Below are 19988 nucleotides of genomic sequence, written 5' to 3'. Positions count from 1 at the left end.
GGCAGGGGTTCAGTATAGCTTACAGCGAGGTATTAAAAAAGATCCCTCCTGGTGTTAAAATAAATTTTGGTTCGCCAACCAAATTTATGCACCAAGGAGGGACCTAATATGTCTTCTGACATTAACAGTTTAGCACATACAAAATGGAATTGTAAGTATCACATTGTATTTGCACCAAAGTATAAAAGACAAATTATAAATGGAAAAATAAAAAAAGACATTGGTCAAATCTTAAGACAACTATGTGAAAGAAAAGGTGTGGAAATTATAGAGGCAACAGCATGAAAAGATCATATCCATATGCTGGTTAGTATCCCACCGAAACTTAGTGTATCCTCATTTGTTGGATATCTAAAAGGTAAAAGCAGTTTGATGATATTCGATCGACATGCCCATTTAAAATATAGATATGGAAATAGAAAATTATGGTGCAGAGAATTTTTTGTGGATACGGTAGGTAAAAAAGGTAATAGCCGATTTATATTCGAAATCAAATACAAGATGATATTATTGCAGATCAACTCAGTATGGAAGAATTCATTGATCCTTTTACAGGAGAAGAGATAAAAAGAAAACCTAGGAAAAAATAAAAGAGACCCTTTTAGGGTCAGCCGAAAAAGTAGTGCAGTTGGCGAACCATTCAGTGCCCTTTAGGGGCTGGCCAGTAACAAAGGCTTTCAGCCGTAGAACAAACCACCCGTTTATACAGGTGGTTTTGATTATGCATCAAAGATATTATAGCATGAATCAATTAGTTTTCCTTTAGATTTAGAGGTAAAATTACAAGAAAATGATTTTGCCTTCCACATTCATCATTTGGTTGAAAGTTTCACCGATGAAGCTTTCCAGCCATTTCTCCGAAATACAGGCTGTCCTGCATATCATCCACGCATGATGTTAGAAATTATTTTTTGTGCCTATTCACAATCGGTCTTTTCGAATTGAAGCGTTATTAAAGGACAGTAAACTAATGATGTGGTTCGCACAAGACTACGAACTAAGTTATCGGACCATCAACCGTTTCCGAGTGCATCCGGAAGTGAAAGAATTGAACCTCAATGTTTTGTCTAATTCCGTTGCCAACTGGTGGAAGAAAAGATAATCGATCAAGATGTTATCTTCATCGCTAGTACGAAGATCGAAGCGAATGCCAGTAAATTTACTTTTGTATAGAAGAAATCCAATTGAAAAATACAACAAAAATTTAATTGAAAAGTCCAATCAGCTCTACAACGAACTATTGGAAATAGAAATCATCCCTGAAATGGAACGGGAAAATGGGGGGGACTGTCTATCGAAGAACTCGCTTAAATGGTGCAACAAGTTAATGAAGTCATTATGGAATATGACCAAAAGATAGAGGCATCGCCCGATGCCACAGTATTGAAAGTATTAAGAAGTGAGCGGAAATATCCGAAGAGAGTGTACAAACAGTTGATTAACTTAATTTTACGTAAACAAAAGTATCAATAAGACTTCGAAATCTTGGGTGAATGGAACAGTTATTCCAAAACAGACCCTGATGCGACCTTCATGCGTAAGAAAGACGACTATATCAAAACGTTCAATTGAAAGCTGGATATAATCAACAAATCGCAATACATGGACAATACGTACTTGCTTATAGAATCTTCCCCAATCCTACAGATACACGTACACTCCTTCCATTTTTATTATAAATGAGATTGAACAACATTGTTATGAATTGCCAAAGCATATTGTGACAAATGCAGGGTACGGCAGTGAAGAAAACTATGGGGATCTCCTTTCCAATCACAAACGCGAGGCACTCATTCCATATATCATGTATGAGAAAGAACAAAAGAAGAAATATAAACAAAACCCATTTCATCCGGACAATTGGGAGTACAACGAAGAGAAGCATATATTTGCCCGAATCAGCAGCTGGTAACCTTCCGATTATCGTTCTGTACGTACGGATAAGACCGATTTCAATGAGTATTGAAAATCTATGAATGTGAAAACTGTTCAGGATGTCCATTCCGTTCATCATGAACAAATCAAAGGAAGGCAACCATCGCAAGGTCATGATAAACGAAAAATGGGAACGACAAAAAGAATATGTATTAGCAAAGCTTTCAGAAGAAAAAGTACGTTCTACTTTCAATCAACGTAAAATGGACGTGGAACCAGTTTTTTGGATTCTTGAAGGCTAATTTGCGTTTCATCCGATTTTCCTTGCGAGGAAAATCAAAGGTGGAAAATAAAATCGGCATTGCTTTAATAGCCGTGAATATAGTTGAGTTGGCTCAAATTCTCCTTTTTCCTAACTTGAAGCGAGTTTTGTCCCAGTCTCTTATTAAGTTTTTGATATTTTGAGTTGTAGAATAATTGATTCTAAAATAATTGGACATTACTTTTTAATATTATACATATATACTTTTTTAAGGCACAATTCCTTCTGTAGATTTAGTTTGAAAAGCATATCATTTAATCAAGAAATAAATTGTGGGGTTCATATTAATATTTAACAATGCATTGTTTATTTTTCTTTATATAAATTTATAGATTATAGCCGATATATTAATTAGTTTAGAAATTTATAGGAGTGTTTTTATGGAAAATTTATTAGAAGAGCTAAAACAATCGTATTATGAATATGTTCAAAAAATTGCCCCAGGATGTATTATTATTGCAAACGAATTTCGTACAGGAAATATAGCAGAAGCTTTGCAATCAATCGGTAATTTTGCTGAAGGGTTGGACTGGCTATTAACAGTTGAAACAAAAATGCTGGAGCATAATTTAAAAATAAAATCACGAATTTTTGAGGCCAAAAACTTTCTTAAGGAAATAAATAAAGCTCTTGAACAAAAGGACTACATTACGGTAGCCGATTTGTTTGAATACGAAATTGAGCCATTATTTAGCAGCTCAGTGGAATGGACTTTTGAAAAAGTCAAATAAATAGGAGGAATATATTTGTTAGCGGATAATCGTATCATCTTAAAAAGGAAAAATATAAATACGTATAATAGACTAATAAAAATAGAAAATGAAAAAACAAAATCTGTTGTAGTTAGTTCTTCAAAAAGTGGAGATGATACTCTAATTTTAACAATTGGTGAACTGGATTATTCTATTCATAGTAAATATAATCCTAAACAAGAAGCAAAAACATTAATTGAAAAGTACAAAAATCTTTCTAATCAAAAGCATGTTTTATTTATTGGAACGGGGCTCGGCTATCATATTGAATTACTTTTAGAAAATAACCCACATTTGTCATTTTCAATTTTTGAGCCAAATTTAGAAATTTTGAATGTTTTTTTAAATAGAATTAATTTAAAAAAATATAAAGAAGATAAAATTATAGATATTTTCACTAGTGTAGATGAAATTAATAATATTAATGAATTTATTGAAATATTTGGAAAAAGTTCGATTGTCATTGAGTTACCTATTTATAGTCAATTGTTCAATTCAGAGATAAATGAATTTCATTTAAGAATAAAAGATGCTTTGAATAAAAAAAAGTTAAGTTTAGTAGTTGATGTGTCGTTTCAAGAGCGATGGATTACGAACGCTATTATTAATTTTTCAGAAGTTATTAATACTCCAAACTTTTTTACTGATATTAAAAGTGATATTTTAAGGAACAAACCAATAATACTTGTCTCAGCAGGTCCATCATTATCTTACGAAATTGAAAATTTAAGAAAAATTAAAAATGAAGGTCGTGCTTATATATTTGCAGTAGGATCTGCTGTAAATGCATTAATTGAGTCTAACATATTACCTGATGCATTCTTTAGTTATGATCCAACTGCATTAAATGAAAGAGTGGCAGAAAGGATAAAAAGTAAACAGCTATCTATTCCTTTAATTTTTAGTAGTACGATAGCAAACGAAGTGTTAAAAAATTACCCAGGTAAAAAAATTCATTTTTTAACAAATCAAGATTCATTCTCCCACTATCTTTTAGGTGTGGATACAAGTAATACTGTTCCAGATGCAACATCAATAGCTGTGATTACTTTATACATACTTTTAAAATTGGAAGTGCAGACAATCATTTTAGTGGGACAAAATTTGGGATATTATGATAATAAGCGTTATGCAAATGAAATAAATTATGATTTTGTAAGTACGGAACTAAATGAACTAGAAAAAAGTAACTTATTGTTAATTGAAAGTGTTGAAGGCGAAACAATTGAAACTACTGAAGGTTTCTTGCAAATGAGAAATGATTTAGAAGTAATTATTAAAAATTTTAATACTCAATCCGAAATCATAAATACAACAAAACATGGTGCGGCTATCCATGGTACTAAATTCATGCATTTAGATAAAGTAATCGAAAATAAATTACTAGAACCTAATATAGTTACAAATGAATGGCTTGAAGGAGAAAGAAAAATTCAATCAAAAGAAATTTTGATGAAGTTCAAAGAATTGGAAAAATGCTTTGATGAAATGTTTTTAGCGTTTAAAGAAGCTAGTGAAATTCAAAACGAAATAATTGAAGATTATCAAAAAAATATATTTTCAAAGTTGGATTCACAGTTTAATCGGTTTGATCGTGCTTTTAATAAATTAGAACGGTCCTTATTTTTCACTTTAATAATTGGACCTGCTACAAGAGTTCAATATAAAGAATTTGTTCGGAGATCCCATGAAGTAAAAGCAGCTCGTTTGTCAAAACAAAAAGTAGAGAAATTTATTGATATTTTTGTTCGATATATGAGAACAATTTTAGTAACTATTGCAACTATTCAACCAGCGTTTAAACAATTAAAAGAATCAGGTATTTTTAATGTAAAGGAAAATGTGAAATGAAAATATTGGTGACGGGTGCTGATGGTTTTATCGGTTCTCATTTAACTGAAGGATTAGTTCGTTTAGGTTATAATGTAAAAGCATTCGTATATTACAACTCCTTTAACTCTTGGGGCTGGCTAGACCATTCTCCACAGGAAATCAAATCCCAATTAGATGTATTTGCCGGCGATATTCGTGATCCATATGGAGTAAAGGAGGCAATGAAAGGATGTACACATGTTCTCCATTTAGCCTCGCTTATTGCGATTCCATATTCTTATCATTCTCCGGCAACTTATGTTGAAACGAATATTAACGGAACATTAAATGTGGTACAGGCCGCTCGAGAATTAGGGGTTGAAAAAGTTGTCCATACTTCGACAAGTGAAGTTTATGGAACGGCACAATATGTACCAATTGATGAAAATCATCCGTTGCAAGGTCAGTCGCCTTATTCTGCATCAAAAATCGGAGCAGATCAAATTGCGTTATCATTTTATCGTTCCTTTGATACACCGGTTGCGATTATCCGACCATTTAATACTTATGGGCCGCGCCAATCAGCCCGGGCAGTAATTCCAACAATTATTACCCAACTAGCCAGTGGTAAAGAAACGATAAAACTTGGCGCTGTCAGCCCGACAAGAGACTTCAACTATGTGAAAGATACTGTCCAAGGCTTTATTTCGGTTATGAATTCACCAAATTCAATCGGTGAAGTGATCAATATCGGTTCAAATTATGAAGTATCCATCGGTGAAACTGCTGAAATGATTGCCGATATAATGGGGGTAGATTTGAAAATCGAAACGGATGAGCAACGATTACGCCCTGAAAAAAGCGAAGTAGAGCGATTATGGGCAGACAATAGTAAAGCTAAAGAATTGCTTGGCTGGGAGCCTCAATATGGCGGTAAAGAAGGCTTCCGTCGAGGATTAGAAGAAACGATTGAATGGTTTACTAATCCAAAAAACCTATCTCAATATAAGGCAGATGTTTATAATATATGAATGAACAATGGATTCAATTTGCAAATGAAATCAAAAAAATGTATGGAAAAGATGTTGTTCCTTTACATGAACCGACTTTTGATGAAAAAGAAATCGAATATGTGACAGAGTGTATTAAAACAGGTTGGGTATCATCAGTTGGTTCTTATGTTACTCGATTTGAAGAAGAATTAGCAAAATTTGTTGGAGCGAAGCGGGCAGTTGCCGTTGTAAATGGTACTGCCGCTTTGCATATTGCGCTTAAAATTGTAGGGGTAGAAGAAAATGATGAAGTCTTAATGCCATCATTAACATTTGTTGCGACTGCCAATGCAGCGTCTTATCTAGGAGCTATTCCACATTTTGTTGATGTTTCTTATGAAACTTTAGGAATGGACCCAATAAAATTGAATAAACATTTAGAAGAAATTGGTGTTCTAAGAAATGGAAAGCTCTATAATAAGCAAACTGGTAGACGGATTGCTGCTGTTGTTCCAATGCATACCTTTGGGCATCCTGTAGACTTGGACAGATTACTTGAAGTATGTGATAAATTCAACTTAGTGTTAGTGGAAGATGCTGCTGAGTCTTTGGGTTCATATTATAAAGGAAGACATACGGGTAGTTTCGGAAAAGTAAGTGCAATCAGTTTTAACGGAAATAAAATCATTACAACTGGTGGTGGGGGGGCAATAATAACAAATGATGAACATTTAGCTGATTATGCAAAACATCTTACTACAACAGCAAAAATTCCTCATCTTTGGGAATATGTTCATGATGAAATAGGTTATAATTATCGAATGCCAAACATTAATGCTGCATTGGGACTTGCTCAATTAGAAAAGTTACCACAATTAATTGAGAATAAGCGTAAATTAACATTAAAGTATGATAAGCTAGTTTCAAATTTAGATGATGTAAAATTGATTATGGAGAATATAAATTCTAAAAGTAATTATTGGTTACAAACATTAATTTTAGGAAATAGTTATGATATAAATGATGTTTTAAATTACTTAAATAATAATGGAATCATTAGTCGCCCTGTTTGGACCCCAATTCATAAGTTAAGCATGTATATAAATTGTCCAAAAGCAGATTTAAGTATTACAGAATCTTTAAAGAATAAACTTTTGAATATACCAAGTACACCATTAAATTTTAAAGAGAGTTGATAATTAGATGAAATTAGGTATATTAGGAGCTATTGGAGTAGATGATTTAGGAGATATAGTTTTATTACAAGAAAACATTCGTAAATTAGGAAATGAAATAGAGTTTACAGTGTTTACACAAGATGCTTCTAAAACTAGATACCAATTAGAGGAGTTATTTGAAGATTTTTCTATAGAAATAATAGAAGTACCGAAGCTAGAGAATGTTAATCATGATGATTTAATAGGTGAAAGCTCAGATTATTTAAATGAAAAGCTTTATTTCAAATATAAAAATATCTATAAAGATTATATTAAATGTGATGCTTTATATTTTATAGGAGGTGGTTATTTTAACAAATATTGGGAAAAAAAGATGGAAGTATACTTCGAATTACCAATAAGATTATTTAGTTACTTAAATAAACCAATATATATTAGTAGTGTTACAATTGGTCCCTTTGACAATGAAACTTATAAAATAAAATATGGCTTGTTTAAAAATTGTCACACAATTTGTTTGCGTGATCATATTCAATCGTTCAGAAATTTAAAAAAATTCGGTAACACTAATGGGAAAGTTTTATTAAATATGGATGACATCCTAATTTCAAATTCAGCTATTGAAAAAAAATCGTCGGAAAGATATGTAGTACTGCAACAGTTCTTTTGGGTTGAAGAATTTGCAGAAAATATTGATGAATATTATAAAATAATTGCAACATTTTTAGACTACCTAATAGATAATTTATTTATTGATAAAATATATTATATACCTTTTAATAATTTTAGAAATGGAGTAAAAGGCGGAGATTATCTTTATGGGGAAAAAATATTAAAAAATTATATTAAAAATAAAGAATCCTTTATACTATATAAACCCTTCTCCTCTTATCAAAAATTGAGAAAAGTAATTCGTAGAGCATTATTTGTTTTAGCAAATCGTTATCATCCATTAGTTTTTGCACATGGTGAGTATACTCCTGCTATAGGTTTATATGTTAATGATTTATATAAACAAAAATTACAGGGGGTATATGAGGTTTCAAATTTAGATCCAGAGTCACATACTTTTAATATTAATGAATTAAAAGTGGAAGACTTAATTAATTGGTTTAATCAGTATATCTTAAATGAAAAATATGAAATAAATTATGAAGATTTATACAATACTTATAGTGTTCAAAAAAGAAATAGTATAGATTCTTTTATTAAAGATGTCTTGTTTAATAAGGAGAAATAGACATGTGGTTTTTTACTGAAGCTTCCGGTAGCCTCACCTCTCATTATTTGATAAAAGCCATAAAAGAGGCTAATCATAAAGTTATTGCAACAGACATTGATGAAAATTGTTATGCTAAACGTCTCGCAGATAAGTTTTTTCTTTTACCAAAAGCTGACGATCCTAACTTATGGAAAGTGATTGATGATGTATTATATAAAGCTAGAGTAGATATCGTAATTCCTTCTTTAGATGAAACCTTGTATGAATGGTCTTTAAAGAAAGTAACTTATAAAGAAAAGAATATTAATATAATTATATCTGACTCTGATGTAATAAAGACTTTTCAGGATAAATGGTTAACTTATTTATTCTTTAAAGATAATAACATTCCTACACCAAAAACAAGTTTAGATCAAGAATATCCCTTAATAAAACCAAGATTGGGTCGTGGAAGTAAAGGAATTTTTAAAGCTACAGAAAAAGTTGAAATGAAAGGGAATATTTCCCAAGAGATAATTTATGGTACTGAATACACAATCGATGTATTTTGTGATTATAAACATAACCCAATCTATATCGTTCCTAGAAAAAGATTGAATGTAAAAGAAGGTAAGTCAACAGCAGGTATAGTAGTAAAACATGAAAAGATTGAAAATTATGTTCGAAAAATGTGTGAGGCAACTAAATTTATAGGTCCGATAAATATACAATGTTTTGAATTAGAAAATGGTGAAATTAAATTTATTGAAGTAAATCCTCGTATAGCTGGAGGGATGGCTTTAGGATTTGCTGCAACAGAGAATTGGATTCCACTTATTATTTCTAACCTAATAAATGGAGAGAAAATACAACCAGTAAAAATAAAGTATGGTTTAAAAATGATGAGGTATTACAGTGAAGTATTCACGTATTAATGATATATCATTAGATAAGTATCAAATTATAGGTTTTGATTTGGATGGTACGTTATACGATGAAAAAGAATTTGTTAAACAAGCTTATCACCAAGTAGCTATTTATTTCGAAAGAGTATCTAATACAATAGATAAGTATGATGTTTATAAATGGATGATTGAGCGTTGGATTGAAAAAGGGAGTAGTTACCCTTATATTTTTTCAGAGTGTATAGAAAAATTTCAAATTCGAAATGCTACCATTGAACAATGTTTATTTCATTATAGAAATGCTTATTTTCGTTTATTGTTGGATACTAAAATTAAAGAAATGTTAAAACAATTAAATATGTTAGAAAAGAAAATATTTTTAGTTACAGACGGAAATGCTAATTTACAAAAACGTAAATTTTATACTTTGGGGTTAATGGAATACTTCCATTTTGAAAATGTAGTTTTTACAGGGTTGTTAGGTAGTGAACATTATAAACCAGACACTACTGCTTTAAAATATATTGATTGTCTAAAGGAAAATAACGATAATAGTGTAATATATTTTGGCGATCGTAAAGTTGATGAACAATTTGCAACAAATGCAGGATTTGATTTTGCACACGTTTCTAATTTTTATGCTTTTTGGGGTGAGCTAGTTTGAAAAAGAGAAAAATATTGGCTGTTACAGGAATTAGATCAGATTACGATTTAATGACACCTGTATATGAAGCAATACATTCACATGAAGATTTAGAATTAGAAATTATTGTCACCGGTGCTCACTTATCAGAAGCATATGGTCTTACAGTAAAAGAAATTGAAAGTGATGGATTTAAAGTAGTTGACAAAATTGACAGTTTGTTAAATAGTGATCGTGCATCAGGTCGTGTAAAAGGACTAGCAATTCAATTACAGGGTATGGTACAAACTGTTGAAAGAGTTAATCCTGATTTTTTATTAGTACTTGGAGACCGTGAAGAGTCAATGTCAACAGCTTTAATAGGTGCATATATGAATATTCCAGTTGCTCATGTAGCTGGTGGCGATAGAGTCATTGGTAACGTTGATGATCAAGTACGACATGCTGTGAGTAAGTTATCACATATTCATTTTACAACTAACCAAGAAAGTGCAGAAAGATTAATAAAACTGGGAGAAGAGAGATTTAGAATATTTAATACAGGCAACCCAGGGCTAGATCGACTTAAAACGGTACCTTTTTTAACCAAGGAAGAATTATCTAGAAGGTTAAATTTTGAAATAAAAGAAAATGAACCATTAATTTTGCTAATTCAGCATGTAATTTCTACAGAAATTGATCAAGCATATTTACAAATGAAAATCACGATGGAAACTGTTAAAGAAATGGGGTATAAGACAATTATTAGTTACCCAAATTCAGACGCTGGTGGCCAACAAATTATTAAAGCGATAAATGAATATAAAGATTTACCATTTATTCATATTCAAAAAAATATCCCTCGTCTAGAATTTGTCAATATAATGAGACATGCAAGTTGCTTATTAGGAAATTCAAGTGCAGGTATTTTAGAAGCACCTTTTTTAAAGCTACCAGTTGTAAATATTGGGAATAGACAAAAAGGGAGACTACATGCAGAAAATGTACAATTCGTAAATCATAAAATAGCTGAAATAAAAGAAGCTGTTAATAAGGCAATCTTTGATGAGGAATATAGGCGTGTTGTAAATAACTGCAAAAATCCTTACGGCGATGGTAATACTGGTAAGAAAATTGCAAATATATTGTCAACTATTCCAATTGATAAAAAATTAATGATAAAGGAGATTACATATTGAGTAAGCGAATTATTGTTGTTACCCCTCATCCTGATGATGAGACACTTGGTTGTGGTGGTACTTTATTAAAATATAAGGAACAAAATAATCAATTATTTTGGTTAATTGTAACAAACATGAATGAAAAATTTCCAAAGCATTCTAAAGATAAACGTCAAAAAGAAATAAATAATGTGGCAAAACAATACCAATTCGATGAGGTTTTTTCATTAAATTATCCAGCTGCACAACTAGATGAAATACCGTTAGGTGAATTAGTTGAGAGTCTTAGTAAAGTTTTCTATCAAGTGAAACCACAAATTATTTTTACTGTCTATCCTGGAGATATTCATAGTGATCATAAAGTGGTATTTAATGCCACGGTTGCATGTACAAAATGGTTTAGATATCCGTTTGTAGAAAAAGTGTACCTATATGAAACATTATCAGAAACAGATTTTTCTATAGATCCAGATGTAAACGGTTTTAAACCAAATGTCTACATAAATATATCCAAGTATCTTGATAAGAAAATCGAAATCATGAAGATTTATGATTCAGAAATAAATGATTTTCCTTTTCCAAGAAGTGAAAAAGCTATTCGCTCCTTAGCTTATTTAAGGGGAGCAGCCAGTGGATTTGAAGCAGCTGAAGCTTTTATGCTCTTAAAGGAGAGAATTGAATGAGTAGAACTTTTATAATTGCCGAAGCAGGAGTAAATCATAACGGTTCACTTGATATTGCAAAAAAATTAGTGGATGTCGCAAAAGTAGCTGGTGCTGATGCAGTAAAATTTCAGACCTTCAAAGCTGAAAATTTAGTTACTAAATCAGCCCAACAAGCAAACTATCAAATTGAAAATTTAGGAGAAACAACTTCTCAGTTTGAAATGTTAAAAAAATTAGAATTGTCGTTCGATGAATTTAAACAGTTACAAGATTATTGTAAGTCTCAAAATATTGAATTTATATCGACACCCTTTGATTTTGAGAGTGTCGATTTTCTTTTCGATGATTTGAAGATTTCAATTGCCAAAATACCTTCTGGAGAGTTAACAAATTTACCGCTTATTTATCATATTGCAACAAAACAAAAACCTATAATTTTATCCACCGGAATGGCGACGATAGATGAAATTCATGAAGCTTTGGCATTTATTGCATTTGGTCTTGCCAATCCAAATGATTCTGTTTCATTAGAACGAGTCAATGAATTTTATACAACACAAGAAGCAAAAGATATTTTGAAAACATATGTAACAATTTTGCATTGTACCACTGAATATCCAGCACCATTTGAAACTATCAATTTAAAGGCAATGGAGCAAATGGAAAAGGAATTTGAATTACCAGTGGGATTATCGGATCATTCGAAAGGAATATCGGTTCCGATTGCTGCAACAGCATTAGGTGCAAGAGTGATTGAAAAACATTTTACCCTTGATCGAACAATGGAAGGTCCAGATCATCTTGCTTCATTGGAGCCGGATGAATTAAAAGAAATGGTAAAAAGTATAAGAGAAGTAGAATTGGCATTAGGAACAGGAAAAAAAGAACCATCATTTATCGAGCTCGAAAACAGGAAAGCAGCTCGAAAAAGTTTAGTGGCTAAAAAATCAATTAAAGCTGGTGAAGTTTTTAATGAAGGCAATTTAACTATTAAACGACCTGGCAGCGGAATTCCTTCTAAATACTATTGGTCTTATATGGGAAAAGTTTCTAAAAAATCATATGAAAAGGACGATTTAATTGATGAATAAGCCCATAATCATGCTTGGAAATGGTGGTCATGCTTCTGTATTAACAGAGATATTATTGAGTCAAAATCGCAACATTATTGGTTTTACATCCCCAAAAAAAGAAGAAAATCAGTTTGGTATACCTTATTTAGGAAACGATGAAATGATTTTAAAATATGATTCAAAAGAAGTGGAATTGGTATTAGGAATTGGATCTGTTTGTGTTAATGATTTTAGACGGAAAATATTTGAATTATTTATAAATGAGGATTATACCTTTGTTAACGTAATTCACCCATCTGCAATTCTTGCTCCATCCGTAAAGTTGGGACAAGGCGTGCAAATTATGGCAGGTGCTATTATTCAAACAAATACTACTATTGACGATAATACTATTGTAAACACAGGTTCAAAAATTGATCACGATTGTGAAATTGGTGCCCACGTACATTTAGCACCAGGAACGACTCTTTCTGGTGGAGTAAAAATAGGAAATGGAACCCATGTGGGAACAGGAGCTTCGATTATTCAAAATATTCGTATAGGAAATAATTGTTTGGTTGGTGCTGGAGCTGTTGTTATTCATGATATTAATCATGATGTAAAAGCGGTAGGTGTGCCTGCAAAGGAAGTGAGATGAATGAAAGATTGGAAGTCAATTATTGTTAGTGAAAACAATACCCTTTTAGAAACAATGAAAATAATTGATCAGTCTACGCTACAATTTGCAGTAGTAGTAGATGTAAATGGTAGACTATTAGGAACTGTGACGGATGGAGATATACGTAGAAGTATTTTACGGGGGGATTCTTTAGATGTGAAAATTACAGAAGTAATGAATCCTTCCCCTATTACTGCTTTAGTTGGACAATCTAGAAATAAATATTTTCGAGTAATGAGGGAAAAAAAACTTAAACAGCTTCCTATTGTTGATAAAAACAATAGAATTATCGATATTTTATTCCTTGATAAAGCAGTTTCTAATAATGATAATTTAGTAGTATTAATGGTTGGCGGTTTAGGGACTAGATTAAGACCTCTAACAAATGAAATCCCTAAACCAATGTTGCAAGTTGGGGGGAAACCCATTTTGGAAACAATTATAGAAGGATTTAAACAATGTGGATTTACAAATTTTATTTTAAGTGTCAACTATAAAAAAGAAGTGATTCAAAATTACTTTCAAAATGGTGGAGCATTTGATGTGAATATTTCTTATATAGAAGAAACAAAAAGAATGGGGACTGCTGGCGCTCTATCATTATTACCTATAAAACCATTAAAACCTTTTTTTGTAATGAACGGAGATTTATTAACACAAGTAAATTTTGAACAATTGATTCATTATCATATGGAGAATGAATCTTTGGCAACAATGTGTGTACGAGAATATGAATACCAAATACCATATGGTGTAATTGAAACTGATGGAGCAAGATTAATATCCATAAAAGAAAAACCAATACATAAAAGTTTTGTAAATGCTGGTATTTATGTTTTAAATCCCGAAACATTAGAATACATACCTAAAAATCAATTTTATGATATGCCGGAGTTATTTCAAAAATTATTAGACGAAGAAAAAAAGACAACGGTTTTTCCAATTAGAGAATATTGGTTGGACATCGGGAGAATGGATGATTTTGAAAGAGCCAATTTAGAATTTAAGGAGCGTTATGAATGCAGCCGAAAATTTTAGCTATTATTCCAGCTCGTGGAGGTTCAAAAGGTGTACCACGCAAAAATATCCGAGATTTAGCAGGTAAGCCCTTAATCGCTTGGACTATTGAAGAAGCAAAGAAATCCAAATATATTACGCGTTTAATATTATCGTCAGAAGATGAAGAAATCATTGAAGCGGCCAAAAAATATGGTTGTGAAGTTCCTTTTGTTCGACCAATTGAATTAGCTCAGGATAATACACCTGGTATAGAACCAGTTCTTCATGCAATTGAAAAATGTCCAGGGTATGATTATGTGTTATTATTACAGCCTACATCTCCTCTAAGAACTGTTGAGGATATTGATGGTTGTATTGAATTCCTATTAAATAAAAAATTAGACTTTTGTGTCAGTGTAACACATGCTGAAAAAAGTCCTTATTGGATGTACAATGTAGAAAAAAGTGGTCAAATGAATCCTTTAATAAAACAAGAGGAAGTGGCAACTAGAAGACAAGATTTGCCTCCAGTTTATATGTTAAATGGAGCATTATATATTGCGAAGGTAGAGAAGTTATTAGAGGAAAAATCATTCCTGACCCAAAATACAAAAGCATTTATTATGTGTAGAGAAAATTCATTTGATATTGATACCGAATTAGATTTTTTGATTTGTGAACAATTATTGAAACAAAGAGAAAAAACTTAGTAATACGAAAGATGTAGCAATTATTGAAACTGAGCAATAAGGTAATAGGCATTTAAAAGCAATAATAAAAAATAAAGATGATTCTTGTATTGTTGAACCTTCTGAGCATTTTTTAGGACAGACTACATATTGGTAATGCGTACGATAGATTGTACGCATTTTATTTTTTTATCCACTTTTTTGTCAAACAGTATAAATTTTTGTGAACCATCCGATATAACTATTAGAAAAATTCTCTTTTGTTCGGTTTCATTCAAGGAGGAAGATGTATGCAAATTTCAGCAAAATCAGCTGTTGAAGTTTCACAGGTTGTAAAAACGAACGATAATGCCCCTTTGGAAAAAGTCGGAGCGCAAGTAGATTCGGAAAATCCGGGCATTGCGAAAGAAGACCGTATCGAAATTTCAAAAGAAAAAATCGAGCAGGCAGTCAATTCCATGAACGAATTTCTGGAAATCAATCATCGCAGCACTAGATTTGTTTACCATGATGAGTTGGAACGCTACTATGTTACGGTTATCGATCAGCAAACACAGGAAGTCATCAAAGAAATTCCGCCGAAAAAGCTGCTTGATGCCTTTTATGAAATGCAAAAACTCGTGGGAATGATCATAGACGAAAAAATTTAAGGAGGGGTTACAATGGCAGACTCAGTTTCTTCAACGTCATCTTATTCCTATTTGCAGACAGCCAATAAACGTTTGTCTGGACTTTCTTCAGGGATGGATATCGATTCGATTGTAGAAAAGCTCATGAAAGCTGAAAGTGCCAAAATGGAAAAACTTCAGCAACAAAAACAAAAATACGAATGGCAACGGGATGCTTATCGTGAGATCGACTTGAAGTTGGAGACATTTTCCAAAAACCTTTTCGACCAATTCGGTTTGCAAAAAAGTTTGCTTGTCCGCAAAACATCCGTCAGCGACGAAAGCAAAGTCAGCGTCACAGCAGACAATACGGCTGTCGGAACGTTGAATCTCTCTTCCGTTTCCCAACTGGCGACATCCGCATCCAAATTGGGAAGTCAATTGATGACATCCGCCATTAACGGCCAACATAAATTATCCGATTTCGGAATTAATGGAAGCTCCGAAGGCACAGGCAGCTTTACGATCAAATTGAATGGAGAAGATGAAGGGAAAACGATTACTTATACAAAAGACGATACCATTGATACGCTGCTTTCCAAATTAAAAGATGCAGGCTTAACAAATGCAAAAATAACTAATGGAAAATTATACCTTGGAAGCGATTCGGTAATAGTCGAAAACAACCCTAATTTTTTTATGAAACTGGGATTTTCGGTTGATGGCAATACGTTATCCGAAAGCAACGAGGAAGCAACAATCAACATTAAAGCCAATTCCGCTACGCTTTTAAAAGATATAAAAAATTTTAGTGAAACCAATGGATCGTTCACTTTAAGTGTCATCCAAAGTGATGGCTCGATGAAGGATACAAAAATCAACTATTCCAGCTCGGATACCATCGAAGATTTGGTGAAGTCCATCAATACTTCCGGTGCAGGGGTTACGGTTGTATTCGGCAACGGCCAGATGTCCATCACTGCCAATGCTACAGGCAGTGTGGCAGGAGGCGCCATTCAGATCAAAGAGGATAATGAAAATTTATTTAACGTTCTTGGATTCACTTCAGGCTCTTCAAAATTCGTTGCTAATGGAACGAATGCCATCTACACAATCAACGGCATCCAAAAGGAAAGCACATCCAATTCCATCAAAGAGTCGGGATATTCAATTACATTGAAACAGACATTCAATCAGGCCAATGATCCAAATTATAATGGCACGGTTACCATTTCTTCTTCCATTGATACGGACGGCATGGTTGAAAAAATCAAATCATTCGTTAACATGTATAACGAAATTATTGAAAGTATCAACACGCCGTTAAAAGAAAAGAAAAATTTGAATTATCCGCCGTTGACTGATGCGCAGAAAGCGGAAATGACCGAAGAGCAGATTAAAAAATGGGAAGAGAAGGCAAAACAAGGGTTGTTGCGGAATGACACCATCCTCAGCACGGCGCTTTCCGGAATGCGGAATGCGATTTATACGGTCAGTGAAAATAATCCATTCAAAGGTTTGTTCAATATCGGTGTTACAACCACTGCCACTTATACGGATGGCGGAAAACTTCAATTGGATGAGGACAAACTGAAAGAAGCCATTGCCAAGGATCCGGAAGCGGTGGTAAAACTTTTCACCGATTCCGAAAATGGCGTTGTTGCAAAATTGCGTACAGCCGTGGATACGGCAAGTAAACAAATTGATGACAAAGCGGGTAAAACTTCTTTTGCCGATAATACTTATTCCCTTGGCAGAACCATCAGTTCGTTGGATGATCAAATTGAAGCATGGAAAGACCGTTTAAAAGCTATCGAAGAACGTTATTATAATCAATTTACAAGAATGGAAGAAGCCATCAATAAAGCCAATATGCAATCGAGTCTGTTTATGCCATCGTACTAATCAGATACTTATGCTTTTTGTCAGGAGAGTCGTTCAATGGACTTAATTCAACAATTGCTGCAAGTGTCAGCGAAACTTTACAAGCATTTATCCGCGTTCCCTTCCGGCGAGGAAAGGACCGAATACATTGATGAAGTCAATGGGTTGCTGGATGAACGGGGAACACTTGTGAAGCAACTGCGGGAACAAAATTTTCAATATGATGAAACCGATGAAACCCATGTCACTTTATATAAGTTGGACAAAGGGATCCGGGAAAGGTTGGATCTTTTGTTCAATGAAGTCAAGGCGGATTTAAAAAAATTCAACGATACCAAGAAATATGAAAAGCAATATATCAATCCATATGCGAGTGTACAGGCAATGGATGGCAGATATTACGACAAAAGAAAATAATGCGGATTGCTTTTTATAGCAATCCGGTTATTTCCAAAAAGGAGAGTCTTACATGGCATTACAAAATACTGCATACAACGCTTATAAACAAAACAGCATCAACACCGCTTCCCCAGGCGAATTGACGCTTATGCTATACAATGGCTGCATTAAATTTTTGAATGTGGCAAAAAAAGCCATCGAAGAAAAACACATGGAAGAAAAAAATGTCAATCTTCAGAAAGCCCAAAATATCATTATCGAACTGATGGTTACACTCAATATGGATTATGAAATTTCAAAACAAATTCTTCCATTATATGAATATATGAATCGCCGATTAGTGGAAGCAAACATCAAAAATGATCCGGAGATTGTGGAAGAAGTGATCGGGCTTGCTACTGAGTTCCGTGACACTTGGAAAGAGGTCATTAAATTGAATCGCCAACAGCATTATCAAAATGTACAACAAGTGTAAGTTGTTTTTGAAACAGTTCCTTATTTTATTTCCCCTCAAAGACCCCTTACATTCGACTTTAGGATGTAAGGGGTTTTTCTATTGAATCCAATGCGTATCGGTGGATTATGGGGCAAATTTTATTCATTCGATTCACCTTGTAAGGGAATATCGCTTTTCCAACTTTTTTAATGTTGTGCCCTTTTATTCAAACAAATTTTTATAACAAAATACACGAATTCGCACAGGTATCATATCAGTTTAACTTGTACATGGGATGGGCGTTGTTTCATATTCGAAGGGGAGAATGCATTTGATTATTCATCATAATATTGTGTCAATCAACATTATCGGGCACCAGACTCGGAATCATAGTGCCCAATCGAAAGTGTTGGAGAAATTATCGTCCGGTTTCCAGGTAAACAGGGCTGGAGACGATGCGGCAGGATTGGCCATTTCAGAAAAAATGAGAGGGCAAATCCGCGGCCTCCAAATGGCAAGCAAAAATATTCAAGATGGAATCTCCCTTGTTGATGTAGCGGAAGGCGGNTAGCAAAATAGCCCTCAATCTGAAAAAATTCAAGATTGTAGGGCTATTTGTCATGCGTACTAATAGGTACGCTTTTTTAATCCCTGTTTTAAGTTTTTCAATGCGTCATTTGAATTCGGGCTTACGATGATATCTAGTTATCTGAGACTTTAATCAAAACTTCTTCTCTTTTCCGTTTTATCTCGTTTCCAAAAATACGGACAAGTGAAGAATAAGCACTTTTAGCTTGTTCGCTTTTAACTGCTCTTTCTAAGTATTTTACCATCTTTTCGCCGCTATCTTCGTTTTCTTGTGGGGATAATAGATCCATCTCCTTCTGATATCGAAGCAAGACGCGATGAATGAATTTGATCCTTTCTCTTTCTTTTTCTGCATTGATTAGTTCATATATATCCTTTGATTTATGAATATCCTCAAGCAGTTTCTCAAATTCTTTCGATTCCTCATCGTTTAAATAATTATACGGCAGTTGGCAGCGTCTATCTTTAGAAACAATGCGCTCAAACTCTTCTGATGAAATATTCGTTATATCTAGAATTTCATCTCGGCTTAGACCGTGTTCGATTAATTTTTGAATGGTGGGTACTAGAGGTATCGTTCTTTTATTAACTGATTTAATTGTTCGACTAAATGCCCTTTGTTTATGGCAAACTAAAAATGTAACGTTTGGCAATTAATTTATGCAGGTCCTATAAAACAAAAAACCACTTGCCAACATTCCCCAAATACACTACCCTCCTAGTTGGACAAAACAGTTCAACGGGAGGTATTCAAGGAGATGTTAGCAGTGGCTGAAATTCATTATATCAGATATGAAGCAAACCAAAAAGGATGTTCCTATTCCGATATTGCCAAAAGAATGAATCGTGATCCAAGAACAGTGAAGAAGTATGCGGAAATGGAAGACTTCAATCCCTCAAAAGTTAAACAAACGAGAAAAGCGAAAGTGATGGATCCAGTGAAACCGATATTGGATCAATGGATTAAAGAGGACTTGACAAAGAAGAAAAAATATCGAAGAACTGCGAAACGAATGTATGAAATCTTAAAAGAAGAATATGGATTTACAGGTTCAGATCGTTCTGTTCGGCTCTATGTATCAAAAAGAAAACAAGAACTGCTCGAACAAAGTGAACCAGCTGCGTTACCTTTAGAATCGAAACCTGCAA

The 19988-nt window shown here is 33.2% G+C and carries 18 protein-coding genes and 4 pseudogenes; 21 read left to right on the top strand and 1 reads right to left on the bottom strand.

Features of this window, described 5'->3' with window-relative positions:
• Positions 1-108 precede the first annotated feature (108 nt).
• The 20 genes and pseudogenes from tnpA to ACFPOH_RS01960 all read left to right on the top strand — a co-directional run.
• Positions 109-590 (top strand): annotated as a pseudogene (gene tnpA, locus ACFPOH_RS02055) (IS200/IS605 family transposase).
• A gap of 131 nt (positions 591-721) precedes the next feature.
• Positions 722-2340: pseudogene (locus ACFPOH_RS02050) on the top strand (IS1182 family transposase).
• A 237-nt stretch (positions 2341-2577) separates the two neighbouring features.
• Positions 2578-2928 (top strand): glutathione S-transferase family protein, encoded by a 351-nt coding sequence (locus ACFPOH_RS02045; protein ID WP_390308736.1) that lies wholly within the window; start codon positions 2578-2580, stop codon positions 2926-2928.
• 15 nt (positions 2929-2943) lie between these two features.
• The gene (locus ACFPOH_RS02040; protein WP_390308735.1) at positions 2944-4800 is read left to right on the top strand and encodes a motility associated factor glycosyltransferase family protein; all 1857 of its coding nucleotides are present in this window, start codon (positions 2944-2946) and stop codon (positions 4798-4800) included.
• A complete protein-coding gene (locus ACFPOH_RS02035; RefSeq protein ID WP_390308733.1) occupies positions 4797-5792 on the top strand; it encodes an NAD-dependent 4,6-dehydratase LegB in 996 nt (331 codons plus the stop codon). The genes ACFPOH_RS02040 and ACFPOH_RS02035 overlap by 4 nt, the downstream gene beginning before the upstream one ends.
• Positions 5789-6949 (top strand): LegC family aminotransferase, encoded by a 1161-nt coding sequence (locus ACFPOH_RS02030; protein WP_390308732.1) that lies wholly within the window; start codon positions 5789-5791, stop codon positions 6947-6949. The genes ACFPOH_RS02035 and ACFPOH_RS02030 overlap by 4 nt, the downstream gene beginning before the upstream one ends.
• A gap of 7 nt (positions 6950-6956) precedes the next feature.
• Positions 6957-8171, top strand: a complete 1215-nt coding sequence (locus tag ACFPOH_RS02025) for a polysaccharide pyruvyl transferase family protein (RefSeq protein WP_390308731.1) — start codon at positions 6957-6959, stop codon at positions 8169-8171.
• 2 nt (positions 8172-8173) lie between these two features.
• Positions 8174-9067, top strand: a complete 894-nt coding sequence (locus tag ACFPOH_RS02020; RefSeq protein WP_390308730.1) for an ATP-grasp domain-containing protein — start codon at positions 8174-8176, stop codon at positions 9065-9067.
• Complete coding sequence (locus ACFPOH_RS02015) at positions 9048-9701, top strand: HAD family hydrolase (RefSeq protein WP_390308729.1); 654 nt, start codon at positions 9048-9050, stop codon at positions 9699-9701. The genes ACFPOH_RS02020 and ACFPOH_RS02015 overlap by 20 nt, the downstream gene beginning before the upstream one ends.
• Positions 9698-10858: a UDP-N-acetylglucosamine 2-epimerase gene (neuC, locus tag ACFPOH_RS02010; RefSeq protein ID WP_390308728.1), complete on the top strand. Its 1161-nt coding sequence runs from the start codon at positions 9698-9700 to the stop codon at positions 10856-10858. Before ACFPOH_RS02015 ends, neuC begins: the two co-directional genes overlap by 4 nt.
• Positions 10855-11523 (top strand): PIG-L deacetylase family protein, encoded by a 669-nt coding sequence (locus ACFPOH_RS02005; protein ID WP_390308727.1) that lies wholly within the window; start codon positions 10855-10857, stop codon positions 11521-11523. The genes neuC and ACFPOH_RS02005 overlap by 4 nt, the downstream gene beginning before the upstream one ends.
• A complete protein-coding gene (gene neuB, locus ACFPOH_RS02000; RefSeq protein WP_390308726.1) occupies positions 11520-12596 on the top strand; it encodes an N-acetylneuraminate synthase in 1077 nt (358 codons plus the stop codon). The genes ACFPOH_RS02005 and neuB overlap by 4 nt, the downstream gene beginning before the upstream one ends.
• Positions 12589-13215, top strand: coding sequence for an acetyltransferase (locus ACFPOH_RS01995; RefSeq protein WP_390308725.1), 627 nt, complete (start codon positions 12589-12591; stop codon positions 13213-13215). Before neuB ends, ACFPOH_RS01995 begins: the two co-directional genes overlap by 8 nt.
• The gene (locus tag ACFPOH_RS01990) at positions 13216-14274 is read left to right on the top strand and encodes a nucleotidyltransferase family protein (protein ID WP_342581026.1); all 1059 of its coding nucleotides are present in this window, start codon (positions 13216-13218) and stop codon (positions 14272-14274) included. It begins immediately after the preceding gene.
• Positions 14256-14945: an acylneuraminate cytidylyltransferase family protein gene (locus ACFPOH_RS01985; RefSeq protein WP_390308723.1), complete on the top strand. Its 690-nt coding sequence runs from the start codon at positions 14256-14258 to the stop codon at positions 14943-14945. The genes ACFPOH_RS01990 and ACFPOH_RS01985 overlap by 19 nt, the downstream gene beginning before the upstream one ends.
• A 269-nt stretch (positions 14946-15214) precedes the next feature.
• Positions 15215-15574, top strand: coding sequence for a flagellar protein FlaG (flaG, locus tag ACFPOH_RS01980; RefSeq protein WP_390308722.1), 360 nt, complete (start codon positions 15215-15217; stop codon positions 15572-15574).
• A 12-nt stretch (positions 15575-15586) separates the two neighbouring features.
• Positions 15587-17437, top strand: coding sequence for a flagellar filament capping protein FliD (gene fliD, locus ACFPOH_RS01975; RefSeq protein ID WP_390308720.1), 1851 nt, complete (start codon positions 15587-15589; stop codon positions 17435-17437).
• A 36-nt stretch (positions 17438-17473) separates the two neighbouring features.
• Complete coding sequence (gene fliT / locus ACFPOH_RS01970; protein ID WP_342470151.1) at positions 17474-17833, top strand: flagellar protein FliT; 360 nt, start codon at positions 17474-17476, stop codon at positions 17831-17833.
• Between the two features lie 52 nt (positions 17834-17885).
• Complete coding sequence (fliS, locus tag ACFPOH_RS01965) at positions 17886-18290, top strand: flagellar export chaperone FliS (RefSeq protein WP_390308719.1); 405 nt, start codon at positions 17886-17888, stop codon at positions 18288-18290.
• A 292-nt stretch (positions 18291-18582) separates the two neighbouring features.
• Positions 18583-18816, top strand: a pseudogene (locus ACFPOH_RS01960) (flagellin N-terminal helical domain-containing protein); the annotation flags it as partial.
• A 136-nt stretch (positions 18817-18952) separates the two neighbouring features.
• On the opposite strand, the gene ACFPOH_RS01955 reads toward ACFPOH_RS01960, so the two are convergent.
• A complete protein-coding gene (locus ACFPOH_RS01955; protein ID WP_390308717.1) occupies positions 18953-19492 on the bottom strand; it encodes a hypothetical protein in 540 nt (179 codons plus the stop codon).
• A gap of 105 nt (positions 19493-19597) precedes the next feature.
• Between ACFPOH_RS01955 and ACFPOH_RS01950 the strand changes: the two are divergent.
• Positions 19598-19988: pseudogene (locus ACFPOH_RS01950) on the top strand (IS21 family transposase); the annotation flags it as partial.

The sequence above is a fragment of the Ureibacillus suwonensis genome, from assembly GCF_042655065.1.
Lineage (GTDB): Bacteria > Bacillota > Bacilli > Bacillales_A > Planococcaceae > Ureibacillus > Ureibacillus suwonensis.
This window is presented reverse-complemented; position numbering and strand designations above follow the sequence as displayed.